The following is a 23,568-nucleotide window of genomic DNA, read 5'->3' as shown; positions in this document are numbered from 1 at the left end:
TGATGAAAGGGAGCGCCTGATCCCCCCTTCATTTTCCTGACCAAACGGTTCAGAAAGAGCCTATGGATTGTCAGGGAGGGTTCGATGAATCCGAATACGCTCGAAAACTACTGGATGCCGTTCACCGCGAACCGCGACTTCAAGGCCGGTCCGCGCATGGTCGTGTCTGCCGAGGGAATGTATTACACTTCCGAGGATGGGCGGCAGATCATGGACGGCGCCGCCGGTCTGTGGTGCGCCAATGCCGGACACAGCCACCCGCTGATTGTCGAGGCGATTGCCACCACCGCCAAAACGCTGGATTTCGCGCCGATGTTCAATTTCGGCCATCCCGAGCCCTTCCGGCTGGCAGGTCAGCTTGCCGCCCTGTTCCCGGATCCGCTGAATCGGATCTTCTTTGCCAATTCCGGTTCGGAAGCCGTGGATACGGCGCTCAAGATCGCGCTGGCCTATCACAAGGCGCGCGGCAAGGCGGGCAAGAACCGTTTCATCGGGCGTGAACGGGGCTATCACGGGGTCGGTTTCGGCGGTATCTCGGTTGGCGGCATCGTGGCGAATCGCAAACAATTCGCGACCCATCTCCCTGGCGTCGATCACATGCGCCATACCCATGATCCGGCCCGCAACAGCTTTACCCGTGGCGCGGTTCCGCATGGCGCCGAACTGGCCGATGATCTGGAACGGCTGGTGACCCTGCACGGCGCCGAGACGATCGCGGCGGTGATCGTCGAACCTGTCGCCGGCTCCACCGGTGTTCTGCCGCCACCCGAAGGCTATCTGCAACGCCTGCGCGAGATTGCAACCCGGCATGACATCCTGCTGATCTTCGATGAGGTGATTACTGGTTTCGGGCGTATGGGCCGTGCGACGGCTTCGGAATATTTCGGTGTGACGCCGGATCTGATGACCTTCGCCAAGGGAGTTACAAGCGGCACGATCCCGATGGGTGGGGTCGCTGCGGCGCAGTTCATTTATGATGCGGTGGTCGAGAATTCCGAAACCCCGATCGAGCTGTTTCACGGCTACACCTATTCCGCCCACCCGGTCGCCACTGCGGCGGCGCTTGCCGCCCTGCGCGCCTATAGCGAAGAGGGGATGTTCGAAAATGCCGCCCGTCTCGAGCAGGCATGGGGCGATGCGTTCCACGGGCTGAAGGATGCTGCCCATGTGACCGATATCCGCACCATCGGGCTGATCGCCGGGGTCGAGCTTGCCAGTCGCGATGGCGCTGCCGGCGCGCGCGCCGTCGAGGTGATGAAACGCGCATGGGCCAAAGGGCTGATGATCCGCGTGACCGGGGATATCATGGCATTGTCGCCGCCGCTGATCCTGTCGGAATCCGATATCGGTTTCATGGCGGACACGCTGCGCGAGGTGCTGGCGGAAACCGCCTGACATGAAGGATAGCGGGCAGGATCCTCTCCCGCTATCCCATACGCTCGGACGCATAAGAGCCGGGCGAGGCCGGGAAGACCACCGTCTTGTTGCCATTCTGGAACACGCGGTGGTGAATATGCGCATGGATCGCGCGTGCCAGAACCTGACTTTCCACGTCGCGGCCCAGGCTCACATAATCCTCGGGTGACTGCGCATGGGTCACCCGGATGATGTCCTGCTCGATGATCGGCCCTTCGTCCAGATCGGCGGTGACATAATGCGATGTCGCGCCGATCAGCTTCACCCCGCGCTCGTAAGCCTGCTTATAGGGATTCGCGCCCTTGAAACTGGGCAGGAAGGAATGATGGATATTGATGATCCGCCCCGACATCTTCTGGCACAGTGAATCCGAGAGGATCTGCATATAGCGCGCCAGCACCACCAGTTCCGTGCCGGTATCCTCGACAAGACCCATCATCTGGGCTTCGGCCTCCGACTTGTTCTCTTTCGTCACCCGGATGTGGTGAAAGGGGATATCATGATTCACCACGAGCTTCTGATAAGTCAGGTGATTCGAGATCACCCCCACGATATCGATCGGCAGCGCCCCGATCCGCCAGCGATACAGCAGATCATTCAGGCAATGGCCGAAATTCGAGACCATCAGCAGCACCTTCATCCGATGCGCGGAATCATGCATTGCCCAGATCATCCCAAAGGGCTGTGCGACCGGATCGAACCCCTCGCGCAGCTCTTCCAGCCCGGTACCGGTTTCGGGGCGGAACGTGATGCGGATGAAGAAACGTCCGGTCAACTCATCATCGAACTGCGCCGCATCGGTGATGTTGCACCCGTTCTCGGCCAGATAACCCGAGATCGCGGCAACGATTCCGCGACGGGATTCGCATTGCACGGTCAGGACGTAAGAATTCATTCAGGTGATCCTTCTGAAAACCGGAGGCCAAGCCGGGATACAGGCTGCCTGTCGTCCGCCGATTAGCACGGGCTCGCGCCCATGCCGGTCACGGCGGCGAACAGATATGGCAGGAAACCGTCATGCGGCGGAAAGATCACCCTCCGGTTTCGGTCTTTTCACCCGCTGATTCGGCGGAATCGCCAGTAATTCCCTCGGGGCGTCCGACAAGGATAAAGCGCAGATTGTCGGAATCCAGAAGCCGTTCCGCTACCTGTTTCACATCATCGGCAGTGACGGCTTCGACCAGATCATTGCGGTAATTCGGGTAGTCGATGGGAAAGCCCGCCAGTTGCATTCCGGTCAGAAGCGAGGCGATCTTGCCATTGCCGTCGAACCGCAGGGGATATTCACCGGTCAGATAGGTCTTGGCGTCATTCAGTTCCTGTTCGGTGACGCCATCCGTGGCCATGCGATCCCATTCCTGACGGATCAGATCGATCGCCTGCGCGACCGTGGCGTTCGATCCGGCCATGCCGCCCTGCCAGCTCTCGCCGTAAAGCCCGTTGGCAAGGCCGGTACCGACGCCATAGGTCAGACCCCGTTTTTCCCGGATCTCGTCCATCAGGCGCGAACTGAAGCCGCCGCCGCCAAGGATGTGATTGGCCACATAGGCGGCGAAGTAATCCGGATCGTCGATGGGCAATCCCGGCCCGGCGAAACTGACGACCGTCTGCGGGCTGTTCCAGTCGATCACCGAGACGCCGCCGGTCAGTTGCAACTCTGCCGGCTGAGGCAGGGGAGCGGTCCCTTTTTCGGGCAGACCGCCGACGATCTTGTCGATAAGCGCGCCAAGCTCTTCCGCGGTTATGTCTCCGGCGGCGCCGACAATCACCCGGTCGCGGGCCAAAACGCGGTTCTTGGCCGCCACCAGATCGTTGCGCGTCAGGTTTTTCACCGATTCGGCCGTGCCATTGATCGAACTCGCGTAGGGGTGATCCCCCCATGCCTGCTTTGCCATTTCCTTGGCGGCAATCGCCTGCGGATCAGTGGCTTCTGTCTTGATGACGGCCTGCACCTGGGCGCGAACCCGGTCGACCGCCTTATCCTCGAAGCGGGGTTGCGTCAGGGCCTGCGCAAGAAGCGCGGCGGCGTCATCCCGATTCTCGGTCAGGCTGCGCATCGAGACATTCAGCGAATCATCGCCCACGTCAAAGCTGAATTGTGCGCCCAACGCTTCGGCCGCCTGCGCGTATTCGGTCGCGTTCAGCTTGCCGGCACCTTCTTCGAGGGTTGCCGTCATCAGGTTGACGGCGCCGCGCTTGGCCGGATCGTCCAGACTGGCGCCGCCTTTGAAACTGATGCTGAGGGCGGTGAAGGGGATCGAATGATCCTCGACCAGCCAGGCTTTGACACCACCGGGAGAGGTGACCTCCTGTATGTCGATGGCATGGGCAGGCATGGCCAGAACGGCGAAGAAAACGGCTATTGCGGCGCGGATCATTCTTGCACCTCGCTTTTGGCGGCTTCATCGGGGGCTGGTTGTTGCGATTCCGGAGCCGCCGGTTGCGCGTTGCCCCCGGTTTCCTCTTCCGCGGGCAGCAGCCAGCCGGTGACATTGGCATTGCTGTTCAGAACCTGCCTTGCGGCCTCGGTGACATCCTCGACCGTGACGGCGGAAAGGATATCCGGCCAGTCATTCACATCCTCGACCGTCAAGCCGGTTGCCAGCCCCTGCCCGTAATCATAGGCGCGACCATGCGCCGAATCGCGAGAATAGATCTGCGAGGCGCGGATCTGGGTCTTGACCCGTTCGAGATCCTCGGCGTCGGGGCCGGTCTCGGTGAATTTCTCAAGAACCTCGTCAAGCATTGCCTCGGCCTCTTGCTGATCCATCCCCGATGCGGGAACCATCGAGATCGAGAATGCCTGCGGATCGACGGCCAGCCCGTCATAATCGGCACTGACCCACAGCGCCTTGCCCGGAATCGCGAGTTGGCGCCCCAGAACCGAGGTTTGCATCGATCCGCCCAGCAATTCGGCCAGAACCGTCAGGGCGGCGGCGCTTTCCTGTTCGCCCGGATTGCGTTCCGGTACCAGATAGCTGCGGGTCATGCGCGGCTGGGCCACTCGCGCGTCCTGCATCTCCATCCGGCGCGGCGCGTTCTGGATCGGCTCCTGCGGGCGCGCGCGCGGCTCCGGCTTGCCCTTCGCGGTGATGGGGCCGTAATATTTCTCGGCCAGCTCCCGTGCCTTTTCCGGGGTGACATCGCCGGCAAGGATCAGAACCGCCTCATCGGGCGAATAATGCTCGTCATACCAGGCGATCGCATCCTCGCGGGTGAGGGCCATCATCTCCTGACGCCAGCCGATGACGGGACGACGATAGGGATGGTTGTAATACTGAACGGCATTGCGCTCTTCCGCGAAAAGGGCAGAGGGATCGCTGTCGATCCGCTGCGCCCGTTCTTCCAGAACCACCTGCCGTTCGGCCTGCCAGTCATCCTCGCCGATCTTCAGATTGGCCATCCGGTCCGCCTCCATCTCCATGATCAGGGGCAGGCGGTCGCTGGCGATACGCTGGAAATAGGTGGTGTAGTCGTAAGAGGTAAAGGCATTGTCCATGCCGCCATTCCGGGTGACGGTTTTCGATAGTTCCCCGGGTTCCAGCTTATCCGTGCCCTTGAACATCAGATGTTCCAGATAATGGGCAATACCGGATTTGCCGGGCGGCTCGTCAGCCGATCCGATCTTGTACCAGAGCATCTGCACGACGACCGGGGCCCGGTGATCCTCGATCACCACGGTTTCCAGGCCGTTGGGCAGGGTGAAATGACTGATCCCCTCGGGCATCTCGGCAAGGGCGGCTGGCGCGGTCAGCAACAGAGCCAGCGCAGCGGACAAGGCAGGGCGACGCATATTCCGGACGATCTCCTCTTTTGCACCCGAAACCTGACTGCCGGGACGGGCGGGTGCAAGTATGAGTTGCCATTGCTTTCGACAAAGTGAACCGGTTGTCAGAAAAAAACCGCCGGCCCCTTGCCGCGCTACAGGACGTAGCGTGACATGTCGGCAGAGCGCGCCAGATCGCCCAGATGTTTTTCGACATAGGCGGCATCGACGCTGACCGTCTCGCCGCTCTTGTCGGGGGCGGCGAAGGACAATTCCTCGAAAACCCGCTCGATCACGGTATAAAGCCTGCGCGCGCCGATATTCTCGACCGAGGCATTCACCTCGGCGGCGATCCGTGCAAGCGCGGCGATGCCGTTCTCGGTAAAGCCGACCGTGACGCCTTCGGTTTTCATCAGGGCAGTGTATTGGCGAGTCAAGGCATTGTCCGTCTCGGTCAGGATGCGGATGAAATCCTCTTCGGTCAGGGCGCGCAATTCCACCCGGATCGGCAGACGGCCCTGCAATTCCGGCAAAAGATCGGACGGTTTCGCGACATGGAAGGCGCCCGAGGCGATGAACAGGATATGATCGGTCTTCACGGCGCCGTATTTTGTGCTGACCGTGGTGCCCTCGATCAGCGGCAGCAGGTCGCGCTGCACGCCCTCGCGGCTGACATCGCCGCCACGGGCATCGGTGCGGGCACAGACCTTGTCGATCTCGTCGATAAAGACGATGCCGTTTTCCTGAACCGATTCAAGCGCCGCCGTCTTGACCACCTCGTCATCCAGCAGTTTGTCCGCCTCTTCCGCGATCAGCAGATCGTAGCTTTCCGAAACGGTTATCTTGCGGCGCACCCGACGCCCGCCAAAGGCTTTCATCAGTCCCGACAGATCCATGATTCCGCCCATCGCGGCACCCGGCTGACCGGGAATTTCCATCGCGCCAAGCGGATTGGAGTTGTCCTGCAATTCCAGCTCGATGACCGTATCGTCCAACTCGCCGCGCTTCAGCTTGTCGCGGAACATCTGCCGCGTGCCGTCGCGCGCGCCGTCCCCGGCAAGCGCCTCGATCACGCGATCCTCGGCGGCTTTATGCGCCCGCGCCTTGACCTCTTCGCGCATGCGGTCCCGCATGTCGATCATCGCCGAATCGGCCAGATCGCGGATGATCTGCTCGACATCCCGACCGACATAGCCGATCTCGGTGAACTTGGTTGCCTCGACCTTGATGAAGGGCGCATTGGCCAGCTTGGCAAGCCTGCGGCTGATCTCGGTCTTGCCGACGCCGGTCGGGCCGATCATCAGGATATTTTTCGGATAGACTTCATCGCGCAGATCGTCGCCAAGCTGCTTGCGCCGCCAGCGGTTGCGCAAAGCGACCGCAACTGCGCGCTTGGCGTCTTTCTGTCCGATGATGAAGCGATCAAGCTCGGATACGATCTCGCGCGGTGTCAGGTCGGTCATGTCATTGCCTCAACTGGCTTCTTCTTTGTTCAAATACCTCGGGGAGTCGCGCGATCCGCGCGACGGGGCAGCGCCCCTTCACCCGCCGATCGTCTCGACCGTCAGGTTGCCATTGGTGTAAACGCAGATATCCGCCGCGATCGCCATCGCCTTCCGCGCAATCGTTTCGGCATCCTGATCGCTGTCCAGCAACCCCCGCGCTGCCGCCAGCGCGAAATTCCCGCCCGAGCCGATCGCGGCCACCTCATGTTCCGGTTCCAGCACATCGCCCGCGCCGGTCACCACATAAATCTGCTCGCCATCGGTCACGATCAGCATCGCTTCCAGATTGCGCAGGAACTTGTCGGTCCGCCAATCCTTGGCCAGTTCCACACAGGCCCGCTGCAACTGGCCCGGCGCGGCTTCCAGCTTGACCTCCAGCCGCTCAAGCAGGGTAAAGGCATCCGCGGTCGAGCCGGCGAAACCGGCAACCACGTCATGCCCGCCCGGCTTGAGCCGGCGCACCTTCCGGGCCGTGCCTTTCATCACCGTCTGGCCGACGCTGACCTGACCGTCGCCTGCCACCACGACCTTGCCGCCGCGCCGCACGGCAAGGATGGTCGTGCCATGCCAGCCGGGGAACTTGTCTTCCGTCATTCCTGACCTCCGTCATTTGGGATCAGATATGGCGGGGAAAGCGGCTCTGCAACCCGTTGATAACCGGGAGGGTGCGAATTAACCTGTTAGGGTTGGAAAATGGCGGTCGATGAAAATAGTTTAAATTCATTATATTATCTGTGATAAGCCTGCTTGCGCCAGCGCTTTGCAGCCGATACGATTCATGAGGAAAGACAGCAATGCCACCCATTCTCGGCCCGGGTTTCCACGATGTTCTGAACGATCATATCGTGACGGTTGTGACGTCGCTTGAAATGCGCGCGGCACCGGCGCCACGGCCCGAATATCCGGCATCCGATCTGCGGCTCGCGCTTTGGCGCGATCCCGATCCCGGGGCCTATCGCGCATTGTTTCGCCTTGTGGGCGAGGATTGGCTGTGGTGTTCACGGCTGCTGATGACGGACGAAAAGCTGACCTCCATCATTCACGATCCCCGGGTCGAGATCCGCAGGCTGGACACACCCGAGGGCAGCGGCCTGCTAGAGCTGGATTTCCGCACGGATGGCGAATGTGAGCTGGCGTTTTTCGGCCTGTCCGCCGGGCTTGTCGGCAGCGGAGCAGGGCGATGGATGATGAACCGCGCGTTGGAGATCGCGTGGTCGCGGCCCCTGACCCGGCTTTGGGTACATACCTGTACGATGGATCATCCCGGCGCGGTCGCGTTCTATCGCCGCTCGGGCTTCGTGCCGTTCCGCCGCCAGATCGAGATCATGCCGGATCCGCGCATCAGCGGGCTGCTGCCGGAAACAGCGGCACCGCATATCCCCTGCCTGCCCGTTCTGCCTGGCTAAAGCGCGTCGCCGGGTACCGGATTCGGATAACCGCATTTCTTCTTTGCAGAAATACCTTGGGGGTCCGGGGGCAAAGCCCCCGGCCATCGCGGGATGCGATCCCATGAAACCGGTTAACCGCAACCCTCTCTGACAGGAATCAGTCGTCGGACTGCGCCTCGGCCCGGCTTTTGCCTGCCACATCCATCGCAAGCGTCGCGGCCATGAAGGCGTCCAGATCGCCGTCAAGCACGCCCTGCGTGTCGCTTGTTTCCTGCGAGGTGCGCAGATCCTTCACCATTTGGTAGGGATGCAGCACATAGGAGCGGATCTGGTTGCCCCAGCCCGCGTCGCCCTTGGCGTCATGCTGGGCCTGAATGCTTTCGGTCCGCTTGCGCAGCTCGATCTCGTACAGGCGGGATTTCAGTGCCGCCATGGCATTGGCGCGGTTCTGGTGCTGCGATTTCTCGGAGCTGGTGACGACGATGCCGCTGGGAATATGGGTGATCCGCACCGCCGAATCGGTGGTGTTCACATGCTGGCCGCCCGCCCCGGACGAGCGATAGGTGTCGATCCTGATTTCATTATCGGGCACCGTGATCTCGATATTCTCATCGACGACCGGATAAACCCAGACCGAGCTGAACGAGGTATGCCGCCGGGCCGAGCTGTCGAAGGGGCTGATCCGCACCAGACGATGCACGCCGCTTTCCGATTTCAGCCAGCCATAGGCGTTATGCCCGGTGATCTTGTAGGCCGCGCTGCGAATCCCCGCCTCTTCACCCTGACTTTCGCTCATCAGTTCGACGTCATAGCCTTTTTTCTCGGCCCATCTGACATACATCCGCGCCAGCATCGAGGCCCAGTCGCAGCTTTCGGTGCCCCCCGCGCCCGCGTTGATTTCAAGGAAGGTATCATTCGCGTCGGCCTCGCCGTTCAGCAGGGCTTCGAGTTCCTTCTGCGCGGCCAGTTCGGCCAGCGATTTCAGGTTGGATTCCGCCTCGGAGACCAGTTCCTCGTCGCCCTCTTCCTCGGCCAGTTCGACCATCTCGGCATTGGCGGCCAGATCGGTTTCGATCCGCTTGAATGTCTCGATGGCGTCGACCAGAGCCTGCCTTTCGCGCATCAGCTTTTGCGCCCGCGCGGGATCGGACCACAGATCGCCCGCCTCGATCATCGCGTTCATCTCTTCCAGGCGGTGCGGGGCCGTGTCCACGTCCATCCGCTGCCCCAGAAGGGTCAGGGTGCGTTGGATCGCTTCGATCGTGGACTGCGTCTCGGCGCGCATGGGCAGGCTCCAATTCATCAGGATCAGGTCAAGGGTGTTACCGCGCGGCAAGGCTTACGGCAAGGGGATAGCCCGGGCGGTGGCAATTGGGGGCCAGCCCCCAAACCCCGAGGTATTTGAACAAAGAAGAAGGGAGGGGGCGGATATTCTGATGGAAGGCGCCGCGCCGGAAGGAGGCGCGGGCGCCATCAGCTTCGCAGCACGCCGCCGGTCGCCCTCTGGACCTTTTCGATGATCTTCTGGCTGACGGCCTCGATCTCGGCGTCGGTCAGGGTCTTGTCGCGCGGTTGCAGGCGGGCGGTGATGGCGATGGATTTCCGGCCGTCCTCCAGACTGGTGAACTGATCGAAGACCGTCACCTGTTCGATCAGGGCCTTGTCTGCGCCCTGCGCGGCATTCACCAGCGTCAGGGCCTCGACCTGTGGATCGACCACAAAGGCAAAGTCGCGCTCGACCGCCTGCAGTTCCGAGTTCTCCAGCGCGGACCGGGTTGCGGTTTTCGTCTTGGGGAAGGGAATCTCGGCGATGCGGATGGTGAAACCGACCGCAGGGCCTTTGACATCCATGTCACGCAGGATGCGGGGGTGGATGTCACCAAATGTTGCCAGCACCTTGGGACCAAGCGCAATATTGCCTGCCCGGCCCGGATGCCACCAGCCATCCAGTTTGCGGTTGATCTGCGCCTTGGCGGGGGCGCCGATGGCGGCCAGAACCGCTTCGGCATCGGCCTTGGCGTCGTAAAGATCGAGTTTGCGGCGGCTGCCGAACGGATCGCGCGGGGCATTCGCGCCGACCAGAAGGCCGGAAAGCTGGATCGCCTGCTCGCCCGGTTCGCCGCCGGAGAAAACCGGCCCCATCTCGAACAGCGCCAGATCGGCGAAGCCGCGCGCCTGATTGCGGGCGGCGGCGGCAAGAAGGCCGGGCAGCAGGTCGGGGCGCAGATGGGTCATCTCGCTGCTGATCGGGTTGTCGATCCTGACCGCATCCTGCCCGCCACCGAACAAGGCCGCCGAAGCCTGATCGATGAAGCTGTAGGTGACGCATTCATTATAGCCAAGCGCGGCCGCCTGACGCCGGGCGGCATTCTCGCGGATCTGCAAGGGCGTCAGAATTGGCTTGGGTACTCCGGCATCGAGACGCGGCAGGGGTTTGTTTTCCAGCCCGGAAAGGCTGGCGATGCGGGCGATTTCCTCGACCAGATCGGCTTCGCCCAACACATCGGGCCGCCAGGACGGGACATGGGCCATATCGCCTTCGAGCCGGAAACCCAGGGCTTCCAACGTGGCGCGCTGCGTTTCTTCCGGGATCTCGAGCCCGACGAGGCTGGAGGTCCGGGAAGGATCGAGGCGATAGGCGCGGGACGTATCGGGCACCGCGCCCGCCGTCACCACCTCGGAGGGTTCGCCTCCGCAAAGCTCCATGACCATCTGTGTGGCCAGCTCCAGCCCCTGCAGGGTGAATTCGGGATCGATGCCGCGTTCGAAGCGGTAGCGGGCATCGGAATTGATCTTCAGGGCCCGCCCGGTGGCGGCGGTACTGATCGGGTCGAAATAGGCCGCTTCGATGAAGACTTCCGTGGTGTCGCTATCCGAGCCGGAGGCCGCGCCGCCCATCACGCCCGCGATGCTTTCGGGGCCGTTCTCGTCGCAGATGACAACCGCGCCGGCAGGCAGGCGATAGGTCTTGTCGTCAAGCGCAAGGATTTCTTCGCCTTCGCGCGCGGGGCGCAGGGTGAGGCCGCCTTTCACTTTTGCGGCGTCGAAGACATGCAGCGGGCGGTTCAGGTCATAGGTGAAGAAATTGGTGATATCGACCAGCATGCTGATCGGCCTGAGGCCAATCGCGGTCAGGCGTTTCTGCAGCCATTCCGGGCTGGGACCGTTCTTGACCCCCCGAACGGTGCGGCCCGAGAAGAACGGTGCCTTGTCCGCCACCTCGGGTTGAATGCTGATATTGACGGGGCAGGGGAAAGCCGGTTCGATCTTTGCATCGCGCAGGGGCTTCATCCGGCCGAGACCGCGCGCAGCCAGATCGCGGGCGATCCCGCGCACGCCAAGCGCATCGGGCCGGTTCGGCGTGATCTTGATATAGATCATCGGGTCGATCTTTTCCGGCGCATTGGCGGACAGCCAGTCGACGAATTTCTGCCCGATCTCGCCCGAGGGAAGCTCGATGATGCCGTCATGCTCGTCCGACAGTTCCAACTCGCGTTCCGAGGCCATCATGCCGTGGCTTTCGACGCCCCGGATCTTGCCGATGCCAAGCGTTACATCGATGCCGGGCACGTAATCGCCGGGCTTGGCCAGCACGACGGTGATTCCCTCGCGCGCATTCGGCGCACCGCAGACGATCTGCTTTTCGCCCTCATCCGTCAGCACGCGGCAAACCCGCAGCCGGTCGGCATCGGGATGCTGTTCCGCATGGGTGACGCGGGCCAGCGTAAACGCCGCCAGTTTCGAGGCGGGATCGGAGACCTCTTCGACTTCAAGTCCGAGATCGGTCAGTGCCTCGGTGATGTCATCCAGCGTCGCTGTGGTGTCGAGATGTTCTTTGAGCCAGGAAAGCGTGAATTTCATATCGCAACCGTCATGTTTTGCCCTGGTCTCCTAGCGCAAGGCCGCGGGGATTGGTAGGGGGCAGGCTGATATCGCCGCGAGAGAATGACCCGATCGCCGGCCGGCAGAGGTTTTCAGGTATTTGGGCAAAGAAGAAATACCGGATACGTCCGGAGAAACGAGAATCTCCGGCCAAAGGAGGTGGGGCGCTTCCGCTTAAATCATGCGGAAGCGGGTGCCCCAAGGATCCTGAAGGAACTGCCCGGAGGCATCCGGGCTGTTCACCACGATTTCCGCCAATCCGGTCATATTCGGATCGCGTGGCCCCGCGCCCCGGCTGTTCCAGATATTCCCGGCCAGATGGTGATGATAACCGTTCCAGCCGTACCATGCTCCGCCCGGCGCGTCGAAGCTGCGGGTCAGGCCCAGTTCGCTGCGAAAGAAATCATCGGCAGTATCGAGTTCGCCGACCTGCAGATGGACATGGCCGATCACCGTGCCGGAAGGCGCGGCATTCCAGTTCGCGCCGGTCGCATTCGCCAACAGTTCCTGCAGGTCCAGTCGCCGGGTATACATCTCGACCCGGTCGCCGTCGCGGTTCCATTCCGTTTCCGGGCGGTCGACATAGATCTCGATTCCATTGCCCTCGGGATCGTCAAGATAGATCGCTTCGCTGACGCCGTGATCCGACGCGCCGGTCAGGCGAAGCCCGCTTTCTGCGGCGTGGCGCATCCAGTCGGCCAGATCGGAGCGCGAGGGTAACAGGAAAGCGGTATGGAACAGTCCTGCCTGATGCGGATCGCGTGGGGTGGCGGCGGGATCATGGCGCAGTTCCAGAAGAACATGCGATCCGGCACCCAGCCGGGTTATTCCGTTTTCTTCGTCCAGTGGCTCGAGGCCCAGCGCGGTGCGGTAAAAATCCGCCATGCGGGCATGGTCGCGCACCGTCAAGGCGATATGATCGATGGTTTTCGTGCTCATGGCATCTTTCCTGGTCAATTGCGATCCGTCAAAGGCTGGCTGCGAAGCCCGAAATGAAATCGGCGAGCTTCTGGCGGGTCTTGTCGTCGGTAAGATTACCGTCGGCGTCGAACAGATCGCCCGCGCGGGACACCAGTAGCCGCCCTTCATGCCATTGCCTTGCGCCAAGCGTGCGCAGCACCGGCAGCCAGTGGCTTTGAGCATGAGCCGTTCCGAAATTGCCGGGCGAGGCGCCGGTGACGGCAACGGGCTTGCCGCGGAAATTCTTGCCGCCCTCGCCGCGCGACATCCAGTCGATGGCGTTCTTGAATACGCCGGGGATGCCGTTGTTATATTCCGGCGATACCAGCAACAGCCCATCCGCATCGGCCAGTTGCCGGTTCAATTCGGCCACGGCAGCGGGCGTGCCTTGCGCTACCTCGGCATCGCCATCGTAAAGCGGTACATCCGCAATCGAACCGATGGTAAGGCTGACACCTTCGGGCGCGACGTCTCGCGCGGCGCGCAGCAGGCCCGAGTTGAACGAGGCGCGGCGCAGGCTGCCGCTGAGGCCGAGGATGGTGGTCATCTGGTTCCTTGTCCTTATATGCATGTGCCGGGGGCACACACGCCCCCGGCGGTTCGGTTAGTCGAGCGGTTTCAGCCCCGCCTCGATCTGCGCGCGCTTCGGTTCGAGGAAGGGCGGCAGCGACAGCCCCTCGCCCATGGTTTCGCGGGGCTCGTCCACATCGAATCCCGGTTCGTCCGTGGCGATCTCGAACAGATTGCCACCGGGTTCGCGGAAGTAAAGCGACCTGAAGTAATATCGCTCGACCTCGCCCGAATTCGGAACGCGGAAATCCGCAACCCGGTTGGCCCATTCGGTCAGTGCGGGTTTGTCGGGCACGCGGAAGGCGACGTGATGCACCGCGCCCGCGCCCTGACGCGCGACCGGAAGACCGGGCTGCACGGCGACATGCAATTCGGCCGCCGTGCCGCCTTCGCCCATCTGAAACACATGGACCTGACCTTCGCCGTCCGGGCTGGGATAATCGCGGACCTGCCGCATGTTCATCACATGGGTCAGCAGTGCTTCGGTCGGCCCGAGTTCGGGAACCGAAATGGTGATCGGACCCAGTCCGCGAATCTGATATTCGGCGGGAACCGGGCTTTTCTCCCATGCGACGGAATTCCCTTCGGGTGCCGCCACGAGCCGCAGGCGCTGGCCCTCGGGATCCTCGGCGTCAAGGCTGGCGCGACCGTCAAGCGTGACGATCTGGCCGGTGCCGACGCCGGCATCGCGCAGACGCCCGGCCCAGTAATCAAGGCTGTTCTCGGCAACCCGCAACCCGGTGCGGCTGATCGAATGCGTGCCGCGATGTTCGCGGGCAACGGGCCAGTCGAAAAAGGTGATATCGGTGCCGGGACTGCCTGCGCCATCGGCGAAGAACAGGTGATAGGCCGACGTATCGTCCTGATTGACGGTCTTTTTTACCCGGCGCAGACCAAGCGTGCCGGTATAGAAGCGGTTATTGCCCGCCGCATCGGCGGTGATCGCGGTCAGGTGGTGGATTCCTGTAAGCTGCATGATGCGGCTCCTTTCCCTTGTCTGACCACAATATGGCGCAACGGGTCTGTTCGTGACACCCGTCCGCCGGGCAACGCTGCGTTCGGATATTGCGAACGGCTGCGGCTGCGCTATTGTTCCCATCATGAATTGGTCCATCATCGATATCGAGACATTTCTGGCGGTACTGGATGCGGGAAGCATTTCGGGTGCGGCCGCGCGTGCCGATCTGTCGAAATCGGTTGTCAGCAAGCGGATCACCGATTTCGAAAAGGCTTTGGGCGTGCCTTTGTTCACGCGTCATGCCGGGCGGATCGCCCCGACCGATAACGCATTGGCCCTGTCCGAGCGGCTGCGCCCGGCATTGGCGGAACTGATCGCCGCCACCGAGAGCGTGACCGGTTCCGAGGCAGAACTTCGGGGGCGTCTGGCAATTTCCGCGCCGATGAGCTTCGGGATCCGCCATCTTGGCCCGGTGATCGCAGGTTTCGCCCGTGCCCATCCGGAACTGGAGATCGTGCTGGATTATGACGACCAGATCACCGATCTGGGCCGGTCGGGCTTCGATGTGGGGCTGCGGATCGGTCATCTGAAGGACAGTGCGCTGATGTCGCGCCGGTTGTGTGAGGACCCGCGGGTATTGGTGGCCAGTCCCGATTATCTGGCCATGCACGGCCCCTTGACCGATGTATCTGATTTGCCGCGGCACGAGATCATCGGCTATCTGAATGTCCGGCTGGGCGAGTTGTGGCCATTGAACGCCGATTTTCCCAGACCCCGTCCTGGAAGGGTCATGGCAAATAACGGCGATGCCATGCGTGATCTGGCGATCGGTGGGCTGGGCCTCGCGCTGTTGCCGTTGTTCATTGTCCATGATGCGATCCGCGAGGGGCGGATTGGCCATGTTCTGCCGGATCTGCCGATTGAGCCTTTGCCCGTCTCGGCGGTCTGGCCGCCAATCAGGCCGATGCCGCGCAAGGTCAGATTATTCGTCGATCATCTGGTCAATGCATTCGCCGGAACGCCGCCATGGCATGCGAAAATGCGTGGCGCGTCAATCCGAACGGGAAAATTATCTTCCTGAAAAGTAATTTGTTTGCCGCCTCTGGCTGCCGGATATGTTCCGTTAACGGAACTGTATCGGGCAGTTACAAATGAGAATCTGTTCAGATTGGCGAATCTTGGTTAATTTAAGGCCATGACAAGCCGGACCGCTTCACCGCAATGACAGAATGTCGCAGTGAAATCCGGGAAATAACGGCTAATTGGCGGTATGGACAGGAATGCTGACCTAATATTGGTAGCCGCACGACGACCGCAATTATAAGGTGTATGATGAGTATGACGATCAGCGCAGAAGCGCAAGATAATCCCAGCAAAAAGTCTCCGGCAGGAAAGAAGGCCTATGTGCTATATGCGCCTTTGGATCTCGAGCAGCAGGTTCTGGGCGATGCGGGCCGTCAGATCGAAGCCGTCGCCTTCGCGCTCGCGAAGCGGGTTCCCGCAAAGAAAATCGGCGAGTTGATGGAAATCGCTGCAAGAATCCAGAAGTTCCGGATCAAGGGTTGAAATTGGTTAAAAGGGAGGAGGTTAAACAAGGTTTACAACCGTAGGGCGATAAAGGGCGGTGCTGGTCTGGCGGTTCCGTCCTTAGATTGTCCGGTAATGCAAGTATCTGTAATATATCGGAAAAATCTGCGCGATCATTGTCCCCCAATGCAAGCTCGCGTTCTTCCGGGGCAGCCCGCCAAAGCGAGTTATCGCTGCTTTGGCGGGTTTGCCGTGCTTTATACTATGACCTTTGCTTAAGTTATGACATGGTGGTGTGGCCTTAGCTTGTGTTATGTAGTCATGTCTGTTCTCGAGGTCTTTGGACAAAATCTGCGCGACCTGACGGCCCTGCGGGGGTCTCAGGCTCAGGTGTCTGAGGATCTGGATATCAACCGCATCCAGTTCGGGCGGTATCTCCGTTCCGAATCGTTCCCCAAGCCGAATGTTCTCAAGCGTATATGCGATTATTTCGATGTCGATGCGCGGATCGTGACCGAGCGCCTGACCCCCGGGCAGCTTGAGATGATCGGCATGGGCGCAGGCAAACTTGCGGCCATCGTTCCCAATCCATCGGCAATGAACGAGGCGATCACCTATTGCGCATCAAATCAGGCCTATTTCGACGACAGCACAGGATTGCCCGATGGCATTTACCAGTTCTGGCGTCGGGCATTCGCGCGGCCGGATTGCGCCGTGAAGATGCTGATCAAGATCGTCTCGCTGAACCATGCGCGGGTGATCCGGGGCTATGATCCCGCATTAACCTATTTCGACAAGAAGAATTACCGGGGGCGGGCGCGGGAATTCCGGGGAATGCTGCTCAGGCAGCGGGTCGGCTATGCAAGCGTCAGTTTTCATCACGAGCCGTCGCGGGTGATCTCGGTCAGTTATTTCGAGCCGGTCGATACTGTGACCGGCAGTTTTGCCGCCGGCTTCAGCATGATCGCACGCGCCGAACGGCCCGATTGCCATCGCGTCAGCCGAAGCGTCATTTCCCGGATCGAGGGCGGCTGGACCGATGTGATGCGGGTTGCGCGCCTGCCGTCCTTCATCGCGTGGGAGGATGTGCCGACCCGGATCCGGCCCTATATCTTCCCCGCCGGCGAAACATTCTGACCGTGCCTATCCGAACTGAACCGCAAAACTGCGCTTCAGGGCGAGATCAAGATCCTCCATGGTGACAGGCAGGCCAAGATCGACAAGGCTGGTCACACCATGCCCGCTGATTCCGCATGGCACGATTCCGTCGTAATGGGTCAGATCGGGTTCGACATTGATCGAAACTCCGTGAAAACTGATCCATCGGCGCAGCTTGACGCCGATTGCGGCGATCTTGTCTTCGCGAGGCGTGCCATCCGGCAGCGGCGGCCTTTCGGGGCGCGGCACCCAGACTCCGACCCGGCCCTCCCGGATTTCTCCGGTAACGCCGAATTCTGCCAGCGCCCCGATGACCCAGGCTTCAAGATTCGCGACAAAGCGCCGGATGTCACGGCCCCGGCGATTGAGATCAAGCATCACATAGGCGACGCGCTGCCCCGGGCCGTGATAGGTATATTGCCCGCCGCGCCCCGTCTGAAACACCGGAAAGCGCGCCTTCAGCAGATCCTCGGTCCGGGCACTGGTTCCGGCGGTATATAGCGCAGGATGCTCGACCAGCCAGACGGCTTCATCCGCCATGCCAGCGGCTATGGCGGCGACCCTGCTTTCCATGAAGCTTTCGGCTTCCGGGTAACCAGTCAGGCCGCTGCTGTGTATCCATTCAACCATATCCGCGATCTGACCCGAAGCAGCCCCGCAGTCAAGCCATTGTGGCACTGGCGCAAGCCGCGGCAGTTTCGCGGTCATAGCTGCAAAATTCCCCTTTTCATCCCGCAATGGCTCGGTTATGACCCTCGGCACTGCCCGGATGCGGTCGTGGCGGAATTGGTAGACGCGCAGCGTTGAGGTCGCTGTTCCTTAACCGGAGTGGAAGTTCGAGTCTTCTCGACCGCACCAAAATCACCTTTAATATGATCGGATAAACAGTAAATGGCGGGATTTGGCGTTCCGCATGTTTGCTTTCATATCCGCGGACCGGATTCGCCCTCTTGCGTCCTGATCCATGCGGTATTTCTGCCACTTTCCGCTGACTTGCTGATCCTTCCCGTCCGGGCGAGGCTGAATCCATCTGGTCATCGGAGGAGAGGACCATGGCAAATACCGAAGGGGTGTTGATTCATCCCGCCGTCGACAACGGCATAAGACAAGGCAGCCCGGATTTTTCCGGAGGTGTCCTGAGTTGTCATTGCACTGATAAACCAGTGAAAATCCGCGTTGGGGCACAAACCGCGCATAACCATGTATGCGGCTGCACCAAATGCTGGAAACCTGAAGGCGCGATCTTCAGTCAGGTTGCTGTCGTGTCGCGGGATGCGGTCGAGGTGCTGGAGAACGGCGACAAGCTGGAGATCGTGGATACCCAGGCGCCGATTCAGCGATACCGCTGCCGCGATTGCGGGGTGCATATGTATGGGCGAATCGAAAATCAGGACCATCCGTTCTACGGTCTTGATTTCGTGCATACGGAATTGTCCGGGGAACAGGGCTGGTCGGCGCCGGAATTCGCGGCTTTCGTCAGCTCGGTCATCGAATCGGGTGTCGATCCGTCGCGGATGGATGGCATCCGGGGGCGTCTGCGCGAATTGGGGCTTCATCCCTATGATACGCTGTCGCCGCCATTGATGGATGCGATTGCGACCCATGTCGCAAAGCAGTCGGCATCCGCGCCTGCTGCGGCAAGTCAGAATGCATCCGCTGCGCCTCAACAGGAGACGGTGACCTCATCGCCGCCGCCGCAGCCCGCCGGGCAGGGCGAATCGCTGTTCGGCAGGCTGCTGAGCAGGCTGTTCGGCGGTGGTCAGCGATAGGGCGTAACGCTCTTCTGTCCTGATCTGCAACGCTCGGTTCCTGCGGTTGGCAAGAACCGGGTGATGCCTGTTTGTCGGGCAGGTGATTCCGCGTGGAAATGACCTTGCCCCAATGGTTCCCGGTCAGTTCCGGCTTCGCAGCAGACCCATGATCTCTTTCGTGCGATCAAGGATGGGCGTCGCGACTGCTTCGGCCCGTTCGGCGCCCTGTCCCAGAATGCGGTCGATCTCGTCGGGATCGGCCATGAACTCGCCCATCCTGCGGGTGATCGGCGACAATGTCTCGACGGCAAGCTCGGCCAGGGCAGGCTTGAAGGCGCCAAATCCCTGCCCTTCGAACCGGGTCAGAACCTGATCGGGTGTCTGATCCGAAAGAGCGGCGAAGATATTGACCAGATTGCGCGCCTCGGGACGGTCCTTCAGACCCTCGGCCGAGCCCGGCAGTGGATCGGCGTCGGTGCGGGCCTTGCGGATTTTTTGCGCAATGGCGTCGGCATCGTCGGTCAGATTGATCCGGCTGGCATCCGAAGGATCGGATTTCGACATCTTCTTGGCCCCGTCCCGCAGCGACATCACGCGCGTGGCCGCCCCCTCGATCAGCGGTTCGGTCATCGGGAAATGCTGTACGCCGTAATCATGGTTGAACTTGGCGGCGATATCTCGGGTCAGTTCCAGATGCTGTTTCTGATCCTCGCCCACGGGAACGGCGGTTGCCTGATAGACCAGAATATCCGCTGCCATCAGGGCCGGATAGGCCAGCAGGCCAAGGCTGGCGTTTTCGCTGTTCTTGCCGGCTTTATCCTTGAACTGGGTCATCCGGTACATCCAGCCAACCCGCGCCACGGTATTGAACAGCCAGGCCAGCTCGGCATGGGCCGGGACCTGCGACTGGTTGAACAGGATCGATTGTGCCGGATCGACACCCGAGGCCATGAAAGCCGCGGCGCCTTCGCGGATGCGCTGGCGCAGGATTTCCGGTTCCTGCCATACGGTGATCGCGTGCAGATCGACGATGCAATAGATCGTCTCCGCCTTCCCGCCCTGCAAGGCCGCGAAACGCTTGAGCGCGCCAAGGTAATTGCCAAGCGTCAAGCCGCCCGAGGGCTGGATTCCGGAAAAGATGCGCGGGGTGAACCCCTGATTTACTGTCTCGTTCATGCCAAGCCTGCTTGGAATTTGATCGGGGCTGGCTTAGCTGTTGCCCGCAGCAACCGCAACCGTGAAGGAACGCCCATGCACCAAGGGATGAATGAATCTCCCGTCAATCCGCTGCCTGCCGTGGTCTGGCTGCTGGCGATGCCGGTGATCGCGTCAGAGGCCGTATTCGCTTTGGGGCGGCTTGGGCTGATCGGCGGAGCCGAGGGGATCGGGCTGCGGCTGGCCGGGTTGCAAATGAGCGCCTATGCCCCTGAACTGGTGCAGCGGATGTGGAGCGTCGGGACGATCGACTGGAGGCAGATCCACCGGCTTGTGGCCTATCCGTTCGTGAATGTTTCATTCACGCAGGCGCTGCTCGTGCTGGCCTTCACGCTGGCGCTTGGAAATATGGTCGCGCGGGAGTTCCGGGCATGGGCCGTCATCGCCCTGTATCTGGGCTCGGCGCTGGGCGGGGCGTTGGTTTATACGGTTGTCATGTCGTATCTTCCCGCCCGGCCTGCGGTACTGGTCGGCGGATATCCGGCGGTATACGGGCTTGTGGGCGCCTTTACCTTTCTGCTGTGGACAAGGCTCGCGGCGGTGAACGCGAACCGTTTCCGTGCCTTTACGCTGATCGGGATGTTGCTGTTGTTCCAGCTTGTCTTCGGCATCGTTTTCGGTGGCGCAGGCTATGGCTGGATCGCCGAGATCGCCGGTTTCGCGGTCGGCTTTGGGTTAAGCTTCATTCTGGTGGATGGCGGCATGACGCGGGCGCTGGGGCATTTGCGTCAGCGATAGGGAGTTCAGCCCTGTCGGTTTTTATGAAAACCGTTTTCCTGCAATCCAGCAGAGAGCCGCCCATTCATGGGTTTTCAGCCGTCTCGAACCGGTTCCGCAGCATCTCCGGAAGGGCCGGATGCTGCGGAGCCTCCATATGAGTCGTATCGGGCAGGATGGCAAGCCACGAATCCGCGATGAGGTCGCGCAGATGCAGCGCATGGGCGGGGAGGACGAAATCCCGGTCGCCAATAACGATCATCACCGGTGCGGGGATTGCCGCGATGTCCTTGTCGCTCTGGCCCCAATCCGATGCAAGCAGGGAGCGCAGTTTCTTCATCAGCGGCACGATCGCGCCGGTTCCCTTCGGGTTCTGCATCTGGAAGCTGCTGCGTATCCCCAGAATATCTTTGGGCGAGGGCAGGCGTTCGACCAGTTCAGGCGATGGAGTTTGCGCGGGATTGCGGTTCAACTCGACCAGTTCGGGCAGGAAGCCGTCATTGTCCTGCGGGGCCGATATCACCGTCAGTGAGGCGATCCTGCCCGGATTTTCCGTCGCCAGTTCGAAGCCCAGCATCCCGCCCAGCGAAAAGCCAACGACATGGACCTTGCCCAGCCCTAATGCGTCAAGCACGCCCAGAGTATCGGCCCGCATACTGTCCAGCGTGATCGGCCCGTCGCGGTCTGCGCTATGGCCGTGACCCTGCTGATCGATGCCGATGACCATGCGGTCTTGCGCCAGATCCGGGATCAGCCCGGACCATGTCAGTTCGGTATTCATCATCCCGCCATGAAGCAGCAGGACGGGCGATCTGCCCTCCGCCGGTTTGCCATAAACATGATACCAGATGTCATGCCCGCCGACCGAAACGGTTTCGGCGCCCGCGCAAAGCGGCATGGCCGCCAGAAAAGCGGCGGCCATGACCAGTCTTCGCCTCATTCGGATGCGGCCAGCCTTTCATCGGCAGCCCGCCAATGGGCCATATGGTCCGCCATCGCGCGGCCGAAGGCGGGGCGCGACGTCGAGCGCTCAAGGTAGGAGGCGAGTCCGGGCAGATCGTCCAGCAGGCCGTTATTGGCCGGCGCGCGCAGGACATCCGACATCATCAGATCGGCGACAGAGAAACTGTCGCCGGCAAGCCATTCGCGATCGCCCAGCCCGTTCTGAACCTGCTTCAGCCTTTCGCGCAGAGGCTTCTCGCATCGCGCTGCCAGAGCTTCGTCTTTGGTGAAGAACTTGGCCTCGGCCCATTTCATCGCATAGGGTTCGACGCTGTTCAGCGAGGCGATCAGCCATTGGGTCGCAATGGCGCGATTTTGGCCTTCCGGCAGAAGCGGCGACCCCTCGGCCAGATACAGAAGGATCGCGCCGCTTTCGAACAGCGACAAGTCGCCATCCGTCAGGATCGGTACCTGACCAAAGGGCTGCCGTGAATAATGCTCGGCCGATTTCTCGCGTACGGGGACCGTTTCGATATCGTAATCCCGCCCGATCTCTTCGCATAGCCAGCGAACCCGGATATCGCGCACATAGCCATGCGCGAATTCCGGCACCCAGTCATAGGTGGTGATGGTGATTTTCGTGCTCATTCATTCATATCCTTTGGACCGACGACTGCGAAATGCGCGCCCTGCGGATCGCGGGCGATCGCGATGAATGCGCCGCCCGGCACTTCCTGCGGGCCGTGGATCACCTCTCCTCCGTGTTCGCGGATGCGTTCCATCGCGGTGACCACGCCTTTCGTGCCGAAATAGGGCAGCCAACAGGAAACCGGAGCATTACCCAGCCCCATCATACCACCGATATCCGCGCCGTCATGCGAGAAAAGCTGATAGGTGCCCATCTCGCCCATGTCCACGGGCGTGGATTTCTGCCAGCCGAACAGACCGGAATAGAAGTCGAACCCGGCATCGGGATCGCTGCTCATCAATTCATGCCAGTTGCCATGCCCGGCTTGCGACTGATCGAAGGCGTTACCGCCCGTGTCCCCTTCCATCGGCAGGGGTTGCAGGATGCCGAAAGCCGCGCCCTGCGGATCGGCGGCAATGGCGAAGCGGCCGGTGCCGGGAATATCCTGCGGCTGGCGATGTATCTCGCCGCCCGCCGCTTCGATATCCGCTGCTGTCTTATCCGCATCCCCGACCGAGAAATACAGCATCCAGAACGGAGGCACATGCGCCACGTCGTCGGGCATTTCCATCAATCCGGCAACCATGTCGCCATCTGATGCCGCGAGATGGTAAACAAACCCTTCCATCCCCGAATCCTGCACATCCCAGCCCAAGATCGCGGCGTAAAACACCCCGGCGGAACCAAGATGACCCTGGCTGGTGCCAAGCTCGTACCAGCAGGGCAGTCCATGAGAATCCGCCATCTGCCTAGCTTTCGTCAACGACCGGGGTGAAGCCACCCCAGAACATCCGCGCCCCGTCGAAAGGCATCTCAGGCATTTCATCCGGATCGAAATCTTCCGCCATGGCGGCGAATGCCTTGTCGGCGGTTTCACGATCTGGCCATTCGATCCACGAGAACAGGGGTGTTTCGTCATCCTTGCAGTTCGTCGCCCGGTAGAAATCGGTTTGCTTGCCGCGCGGAACATCCTCGCCCCAGTTCTCGATCATCCGGATCGCGCCGCGCTTTTTGAAGACGGGCCATGATTCGCGGGCGTGATCGATGAATTTCTGCTTATTGGCGGTGGGTACGGCAAGAACGAAGCCGGAATAATAAGTCATGTTATCCTCCTGTTGTTTATCT

The 23,568-nt window shown here is 61.2% G+C and carries 22 protein-coding genes, 1 tRNA gene and 1 pseudogene; 8 read left to right on the top strand and 16 right to left on the bottom strand.

The annotated features are described in order from the left end of the window. Positions 1-84 precede the first annotated feature (84 nt). Positions 85-1,395 (top strand): aspartate aminotransferase family protein, encoded by a 1,311-nt coding sequence (locus D3P04_RS08370; protein WP_119747804.1) that lies wholly within the window; start codon positions 85-87, stop codon positions 1,393-1,395. A gap of 31 nt (positions 1,396-1,426) precedes the next feature. On the opposite strand, the gene purU is transcribed toward D3P04_RS08370, so the two are convergent. From purU to hslV, 5 genes are all read right to left on the bottom strand, one after another. Then, entirely contained in the window at positions 1,427-2,311 is an 885-nt protein-coding gene (purU, locus tag D3P04_RS08365) for a formyltetrahydrofolate deformylase (protein WP_119747802.1), read from the bottom strand. 136 nt (positions 2,312-2,447) lie between these two features. Further along, positions 2,448-3,794: a M16 family metallopeptidase gene (locus D3P04_RS08360; protein ID WP_119747801.1), complete on the bottom strand. Its 1,347-nt coding sequence runs from the start codon at positions 3,792-3,794 to the stop codon at positions 2,448-2,450. Then, complete coding sequence (locus tag D3P04_RS08355) at positions 3,791-5,209, bottom strand: M16 family metallopeptidase (protein ID WP_119747799.1); 1,419 nt, start codon at positions 5,207-5,209, stop codon at positions 3,791-3,793. Before D3P04_RS08355 ends, D3P04_RS08360 begins: the two co-directional genes overlap by 4 nt. A 128-nt stretch (positions 5,210-5,337) precedes the next feature. Then, entirely contained in the window at positions 5,338-6,645 is a 1,308-nt protein-coding gene (gene hslU, locus D3P04_RS08350) for an ATP-dependent protease ATPase subunit HslU (protein WP_119747797.1), read from the bottom strand. A gap of 78 nt (positions 6,646-6,723) precedes the next feature. Beyond that, positions 6,724-7,281: an ATP-dependent protease subunit HslV gene (gene hslV / locus D3P04_RS08345; protein WP_119747795.1), complete on the bottom strand. Its 558-nt coding sequence runs from the start codon at positions 7,279-7,281 to the stop codon at positions 6,724-6,726. Positions 7,282-7,481: 200 nt separating this feature from the next. Here hslV and D3P04_RS08340 point away from each other — a divergent pair, with 200 nt between their 5' ends. Continuing rightward, positions 7,482-8,093, top strand: a complete 612-nt coding sequence (locus D3P04_RS08340; protein WP_119747793.1) for a GNAT family N-acetyltransferase — start codon at positions 7,482-7,484, stop codon at positions 8,091-8,093. Between the two features lie 139 nt (positions 8,094-8,232). Here the strand turns inward: D3P04_RS08340 and prfB are convergent, their stop codons facing one another. From prfB to D3P04_RS08315, 5 genes are all read right to left on the bottom strand, one after another. Then, a complete protein-coding gene (gene prfB / locus D3P04_RS08335; protein ID WP_119747791.1) occupies positions 8,233-9,360 on the bottom strand; it encodes a peptide chain release factor 2 in 1,128 nt (375 codons plus the stop codon). 188 nt (positions 9,361-9,548) lie between these two features. After that, on the bottom strand, positions 9,549-11,936 hold the full coding sequence (gene pheT / locus D3P04_RS08330) for a phenylalanine--tRNA ligase subunit beta (RefSeq protein WP_119747789.1): 2,388 nt from the start codon (positions 11,934-11,936) through the stop codon (positions 9,549-9,551). A 195-nt stretch (positions 11,937-12,131) separates the two neighbouring features. Beyond that, positions 12,132-12,896: a VOC family protein gene (locus D3P04_RS08325; protein ID WP_119747787.1), complete on the bottom strand. Its 765-nt coding sequence runs from the start codon at positions 12,894-12,896 to the stop codon at positions 12,132-12,134. A 28-nt stretch (positions 12,897-12,924) separates the two neighbouring features. Further along, a complete protein-coding gene (locus D3P04_RS08320; protein WP_119747785.1) occupies positions 12,925-13,464 on the bottom strand; it encodes an NADPH-dependent FMN reductase in 540 nt (179 codons plus the stop codon). Between the two features lie 57 nt (positions 13,465-13,521). Then, on the bottom strand, positions 13,522-14,463 hold the full coding sequence (locus tag D3P04_RS08315; RefSeq protein ID WP_119747783.1) for a ring-cleaving dioxygenase: 942 nt from the start codon (positions 14,461-14,463) through the stop codon (positions 13,522-13,524). A 124-nt stretch (positions 14,464-14,587) separates the two neighbouring features. Between D3P04_RS08315 and D3P04_RS08310 the strand changes: the two genes are divergently transcribed. From D3P04_RS08310 to D3P04_RS08300, 3 genes are all read left to right on the top strand, one after another. Continuing rightward, positions 14,588-15,526, top strand: coding sequence for a LysR family transcriptional regulator (locus D3P04_RS08310; RefSeq protein ID WP_119748184.1), 939 nt, complete (start codon positions 14,588-14,590; stop codon positions 15,524-15,526). A 257-nt stretch (positions 15,527-15,783) separates the two neighbouring features. Then, positions 15,784-16,011 (top strand): hypothetical protein, encoded by a 228-nt coding sequence (locus D3P04_RS08305; protein WP_119747781.1) that lies wholly within the window; start codon positions 15,784-15,786, stop codon positions 16,009-16,011. A gap of 282 nt (positions 16,012-16,293) precedes the next feature. Then, positions 16,294-17,109 carry a helix-turn-helix domain-containing protein gene (locus D3P04_RS08300; protein WP_119747779.1) on the top strand — a complete coding sequence of 272 codons (816 nt, stop codon included), beginning with the start codon at positions 16,294-16,296 and terminating at the stop codon, positions 17,107-17,109. 6 nt (positions 17,110-17,115) lie between these two features. On the opposite strand, the gene lipB is transcribed toward D3P04_RS08300, so the two are convergent. After that, complete coding sequence (gene lipB / locus D3P04_RS08295) at positions 17,116-17,760, bottom strand: lipoyl(octanoyl) transferase LipB (protein WP_119748182.1); 645 nt, start codon at positions 17,758-17,760, stop codon at positions 17,116-17,118. Positions 17,761-17,901: 141 nt separating this feature from the next. On the opposite strand from lipB, the gene D3P04_RS08290 reads away from it, so the two are divergent. After that, positions 17,902-17,988, top strand: a tRNA-Leu gene (locus tag D3P04_RS08290). Positions 17,989-18,182: 194 nt separating this feature from the next. Then, positions 18,183-18,764 (top strand): annotated as a pseudogene (gene gfa, locus D3P04_RS08285) (S-(hydroxymethyl)glutathione synthase); the annotation flags it as partial. A gap of 258 nt (positions 18,765-19,022) precedes the next feature. Here the strand turns inward: gfa and trpS are convergent. After that, complete coding sequence (gene trpS, locus D3P04_RS08280) at positions 19,023-20,057, bottom strand: tryptophan--tRNA ligase (protein WP_119747775.1); 1,035 nt, start codon at positions 20,055-20,057, stop codon at positions 19,023-19,025. A gap of 75 nt (positions 20,058-20,132) precedes the next feature. Here trpS and D3P04_RS08275 point away from each other — a divergent pair, with 75 nt between their 5' ends. Next, a complete protein-coding gene (locus D3P04_RS08275; protein ID WP_119747773.1) occupies positions 20,133-20,834 on the top strand; it encodes a rhomboid family intramembrane serine protease in 702 nt (233 codons plus the stop codon). A 64-nt stretch (positions 20,835-20,898) separates the two neighbouring features. Here the strand turns inward: D3P04_RS08275 and D3P04_RS08270 are convergent, their stop codons facing one another. The 4 genes from D3P04_RS08270 to D3P04_RS08255 are packed head-to-tail and all read right to left on the bottom strand — an operon-like array spanning position 20,899 to position 23,546. Continuing rightward, positions 20,899-21,753 carry an alpha/beta fold hydrolase gene (locus D3P04_RS08270; protein ID WP_119747771.1) on the bottom strand — a complete coding sequence of 285 codons (855 nt, stop codon included), beginning with the start codon at positions 21,751-21,753 and terminating at the stop codon, positions 20,899-20,901. Further along, positions 21,750-22,403, bottom strand: a complete 654-nt coding sequence (locus D3P04_RS08265; protein WP_119747769.1) for a glutathione S-transferase family protein — start codon at positions 22,401-22,403, stop codon at positions 21,750-21,752. Before D3P04_RS08265 ends, D3P04_RS08270 begins: the two co-directional genes overlap by 4 nt. Continuing rightward, positions 22,400-23,188, bottom strand: a complete 789-nt coding sequence (locus D3P04_RS08260) for a VOC family protein (protein WP_119747767.1) — start codon at positions 23,186-23,188, stop codon at positions 22,400-22,402. The genes D3P04_RS08265 and D3P04_RS08260 overlap by 4 nt, the downstream gene beginning before the upstream one ends. Positions 23,189-23,192: 4 nt before the next feature. Then, a complete protein-coding gene (locus D3P04_RS08255) occupies positions 23,193-23,546 on the bottom strand; it encodes a DUF1428 domain-containing protein (RefSeq protein ID WP_119747765.1) in 354 nt (117 codons plus the stop codon). Positions 23,547-23,568: the final 22 nt, after the last annotated feature.

Source organism: Paracoccus onubensis (assembly GCF_003591515.1).
GTDB classification, from domain to species: domain Bacteria; phylum Pseudomonadota; class Alphaproteobacteria; order Rhodobacterales; family Rhodobacteraceae; genus Paracoccus; species Paracoccus onubensis.
This window is presented reverse-complemented; position numbering and strand designations above follow the sequence as displayed.

Bases quoted from the DNA above. Each gene is read 5' to 3' on its own strand.
- D3P04_RS08275 (WP_119747773.1), top strand. From the start codon at position 20,133: ATGCACCAAGGGATGAATGAATCTCCCGTCAATCCGCTGCCTGCCGTG.
- prfB (WP_119747791.1), bottom strand. From the start codon at position 9,360: ATGCGCGCCGAGACGCAGTCCACGATCGAAGCGATCCAACGCACCCTG.
- D3P04_RS08320 (WP_119747785.1), bottom strand. From the start codon at position 13,464: ATGACCACCATCCTCGGCCTCAGCGGCAGCCTGCGCCGCGCCTCGTTC.
- D3P04_RS08310 (WP_119748184.1), top strand. From the start codon at position 14,588: ATGAATTGGTCCATCATCGATATCGAGACATTTCTGGCGGTACTGGAT.
- D3P04_RS08305 (WP_119747781.1), top strand. From the start codon at position 15,784: ATGACGATCAGCGCAGAAGCGCAAGATAATCCCAGCAAAAAGTCTCCG.
- trpS (WP_119747775.1), bottom strand. From the start codon at position 20,057: ATGAACGAGACAGTAAATCAGGGGTTCACCCCGCGCATCTTTTCCGGA.
- D3P04_RS08340 (WP_119747793.1), top strand. From the start codon at position 7,482: ATGCCACCCATTCTCGGCCCGGGTTTCCACGATGTTCTGAACGATCAT.
- pheT (WP_119747789.1), bottom strand. From the start codon at position 11,936: ATGAAATTCACGCTTTCCTGGCTCAAAGAACATCTCGACACCACAGCG.
- D3P04_RS08315 (WP_119747783.1), bottom strand. From the start codon at position 14,463: ATGCAGCTTACAGGAATCCACCACCTGACCGCGATCACCGCCGATGCG.
- D3P04_RS08265 (WP_119747769.1), bottom strand. From the start codon at position 22,403: ATGAGCACGAAAATCACCATCACCACCTATGACTGGGTGCCGGAATTC.
- D3P04_RS08360 (WP_119747801.1), bottom strand. From the start codon at position 3,794: ATGATCCGCGCCGCAATAGCCGTTTTCTTCGCCGTTCTGGCCATGCCT.
- D3P04_RS08300 (WP_119747779.1), top strand. From the start codon at position 16,294: ATGTCTGTTCTCGAGGTCTTTGGACAAAATCTGCGCGACCTGACGGCC.
- D3P04_RS08255 (WP_119747765.1), bottom strand. From the start codon at position 23,546: ATGACTTATTATTCCGGCTTCGTTCTTGCCGTACCCACCGCCAATAAG.
- purU (WP_119747802.1), bottom strand. From the start codon at position 2,311: ATGAATTCTTACGTCCTGACCGTGCAATGCGAATCCCGTCGCGGAATC.
- lipB (WP_119748182.1), bottom strand. From the start codon at position 17,760: ATGGTTGAATGGATACACAGCAGCGGCCTGACTGGTTACCCGGAAGCC.
- D3P04_RS08355 (WP_119747799.1), bottom strand. From the start codon at position 5,209: ATGCGTCGCCCTGCCTTGTCCGCTGCGCTGGCTCTGTTGCTGACCGCG.
- hslV (WP_119747795.1), bottom strand. From the start codon at position 7,281: ATGACGGAAGACAAGTTCCCCGGCTGGCATGGCACGACCATCCTTGCC.
- D3P04_RS08270 (WP_119747771.1), bottom strand. From the start codon at position 21,753: ATGAGGCGAAGACTGGTCATGGCCGCCGCTTTTCTGGCGGCCATGCCG.
- D3P04_RS08325 (WP_119747787.1), bottom strand. From the start codon at position 12,896: ATGAGCACGAAAACCATCGATCATATCGCCTTGACGGTGCGCGACCAT.
- hslU (WP_119747797.1), bottom strand. From the start codon at position 6,645: ATGACCGACCTGACACCGCGCGAGATCGTATCCGAGCTTGATCGCTTC.
- D3P04_RS08260 (WP_119747767.1), bottom strand. From the start codon at position 23,188: ATGGCGGATTCTCATGGACTGCCCTGCTGGTACGAGCTTGGCACCAGC.
- D3P04_RS08370 (WP_119747804.1), top strand. From the start codon at position 85: ATGAATCCGAATACGCTCGAAAACTACTGGATGCCGTTCACCGCGAAC.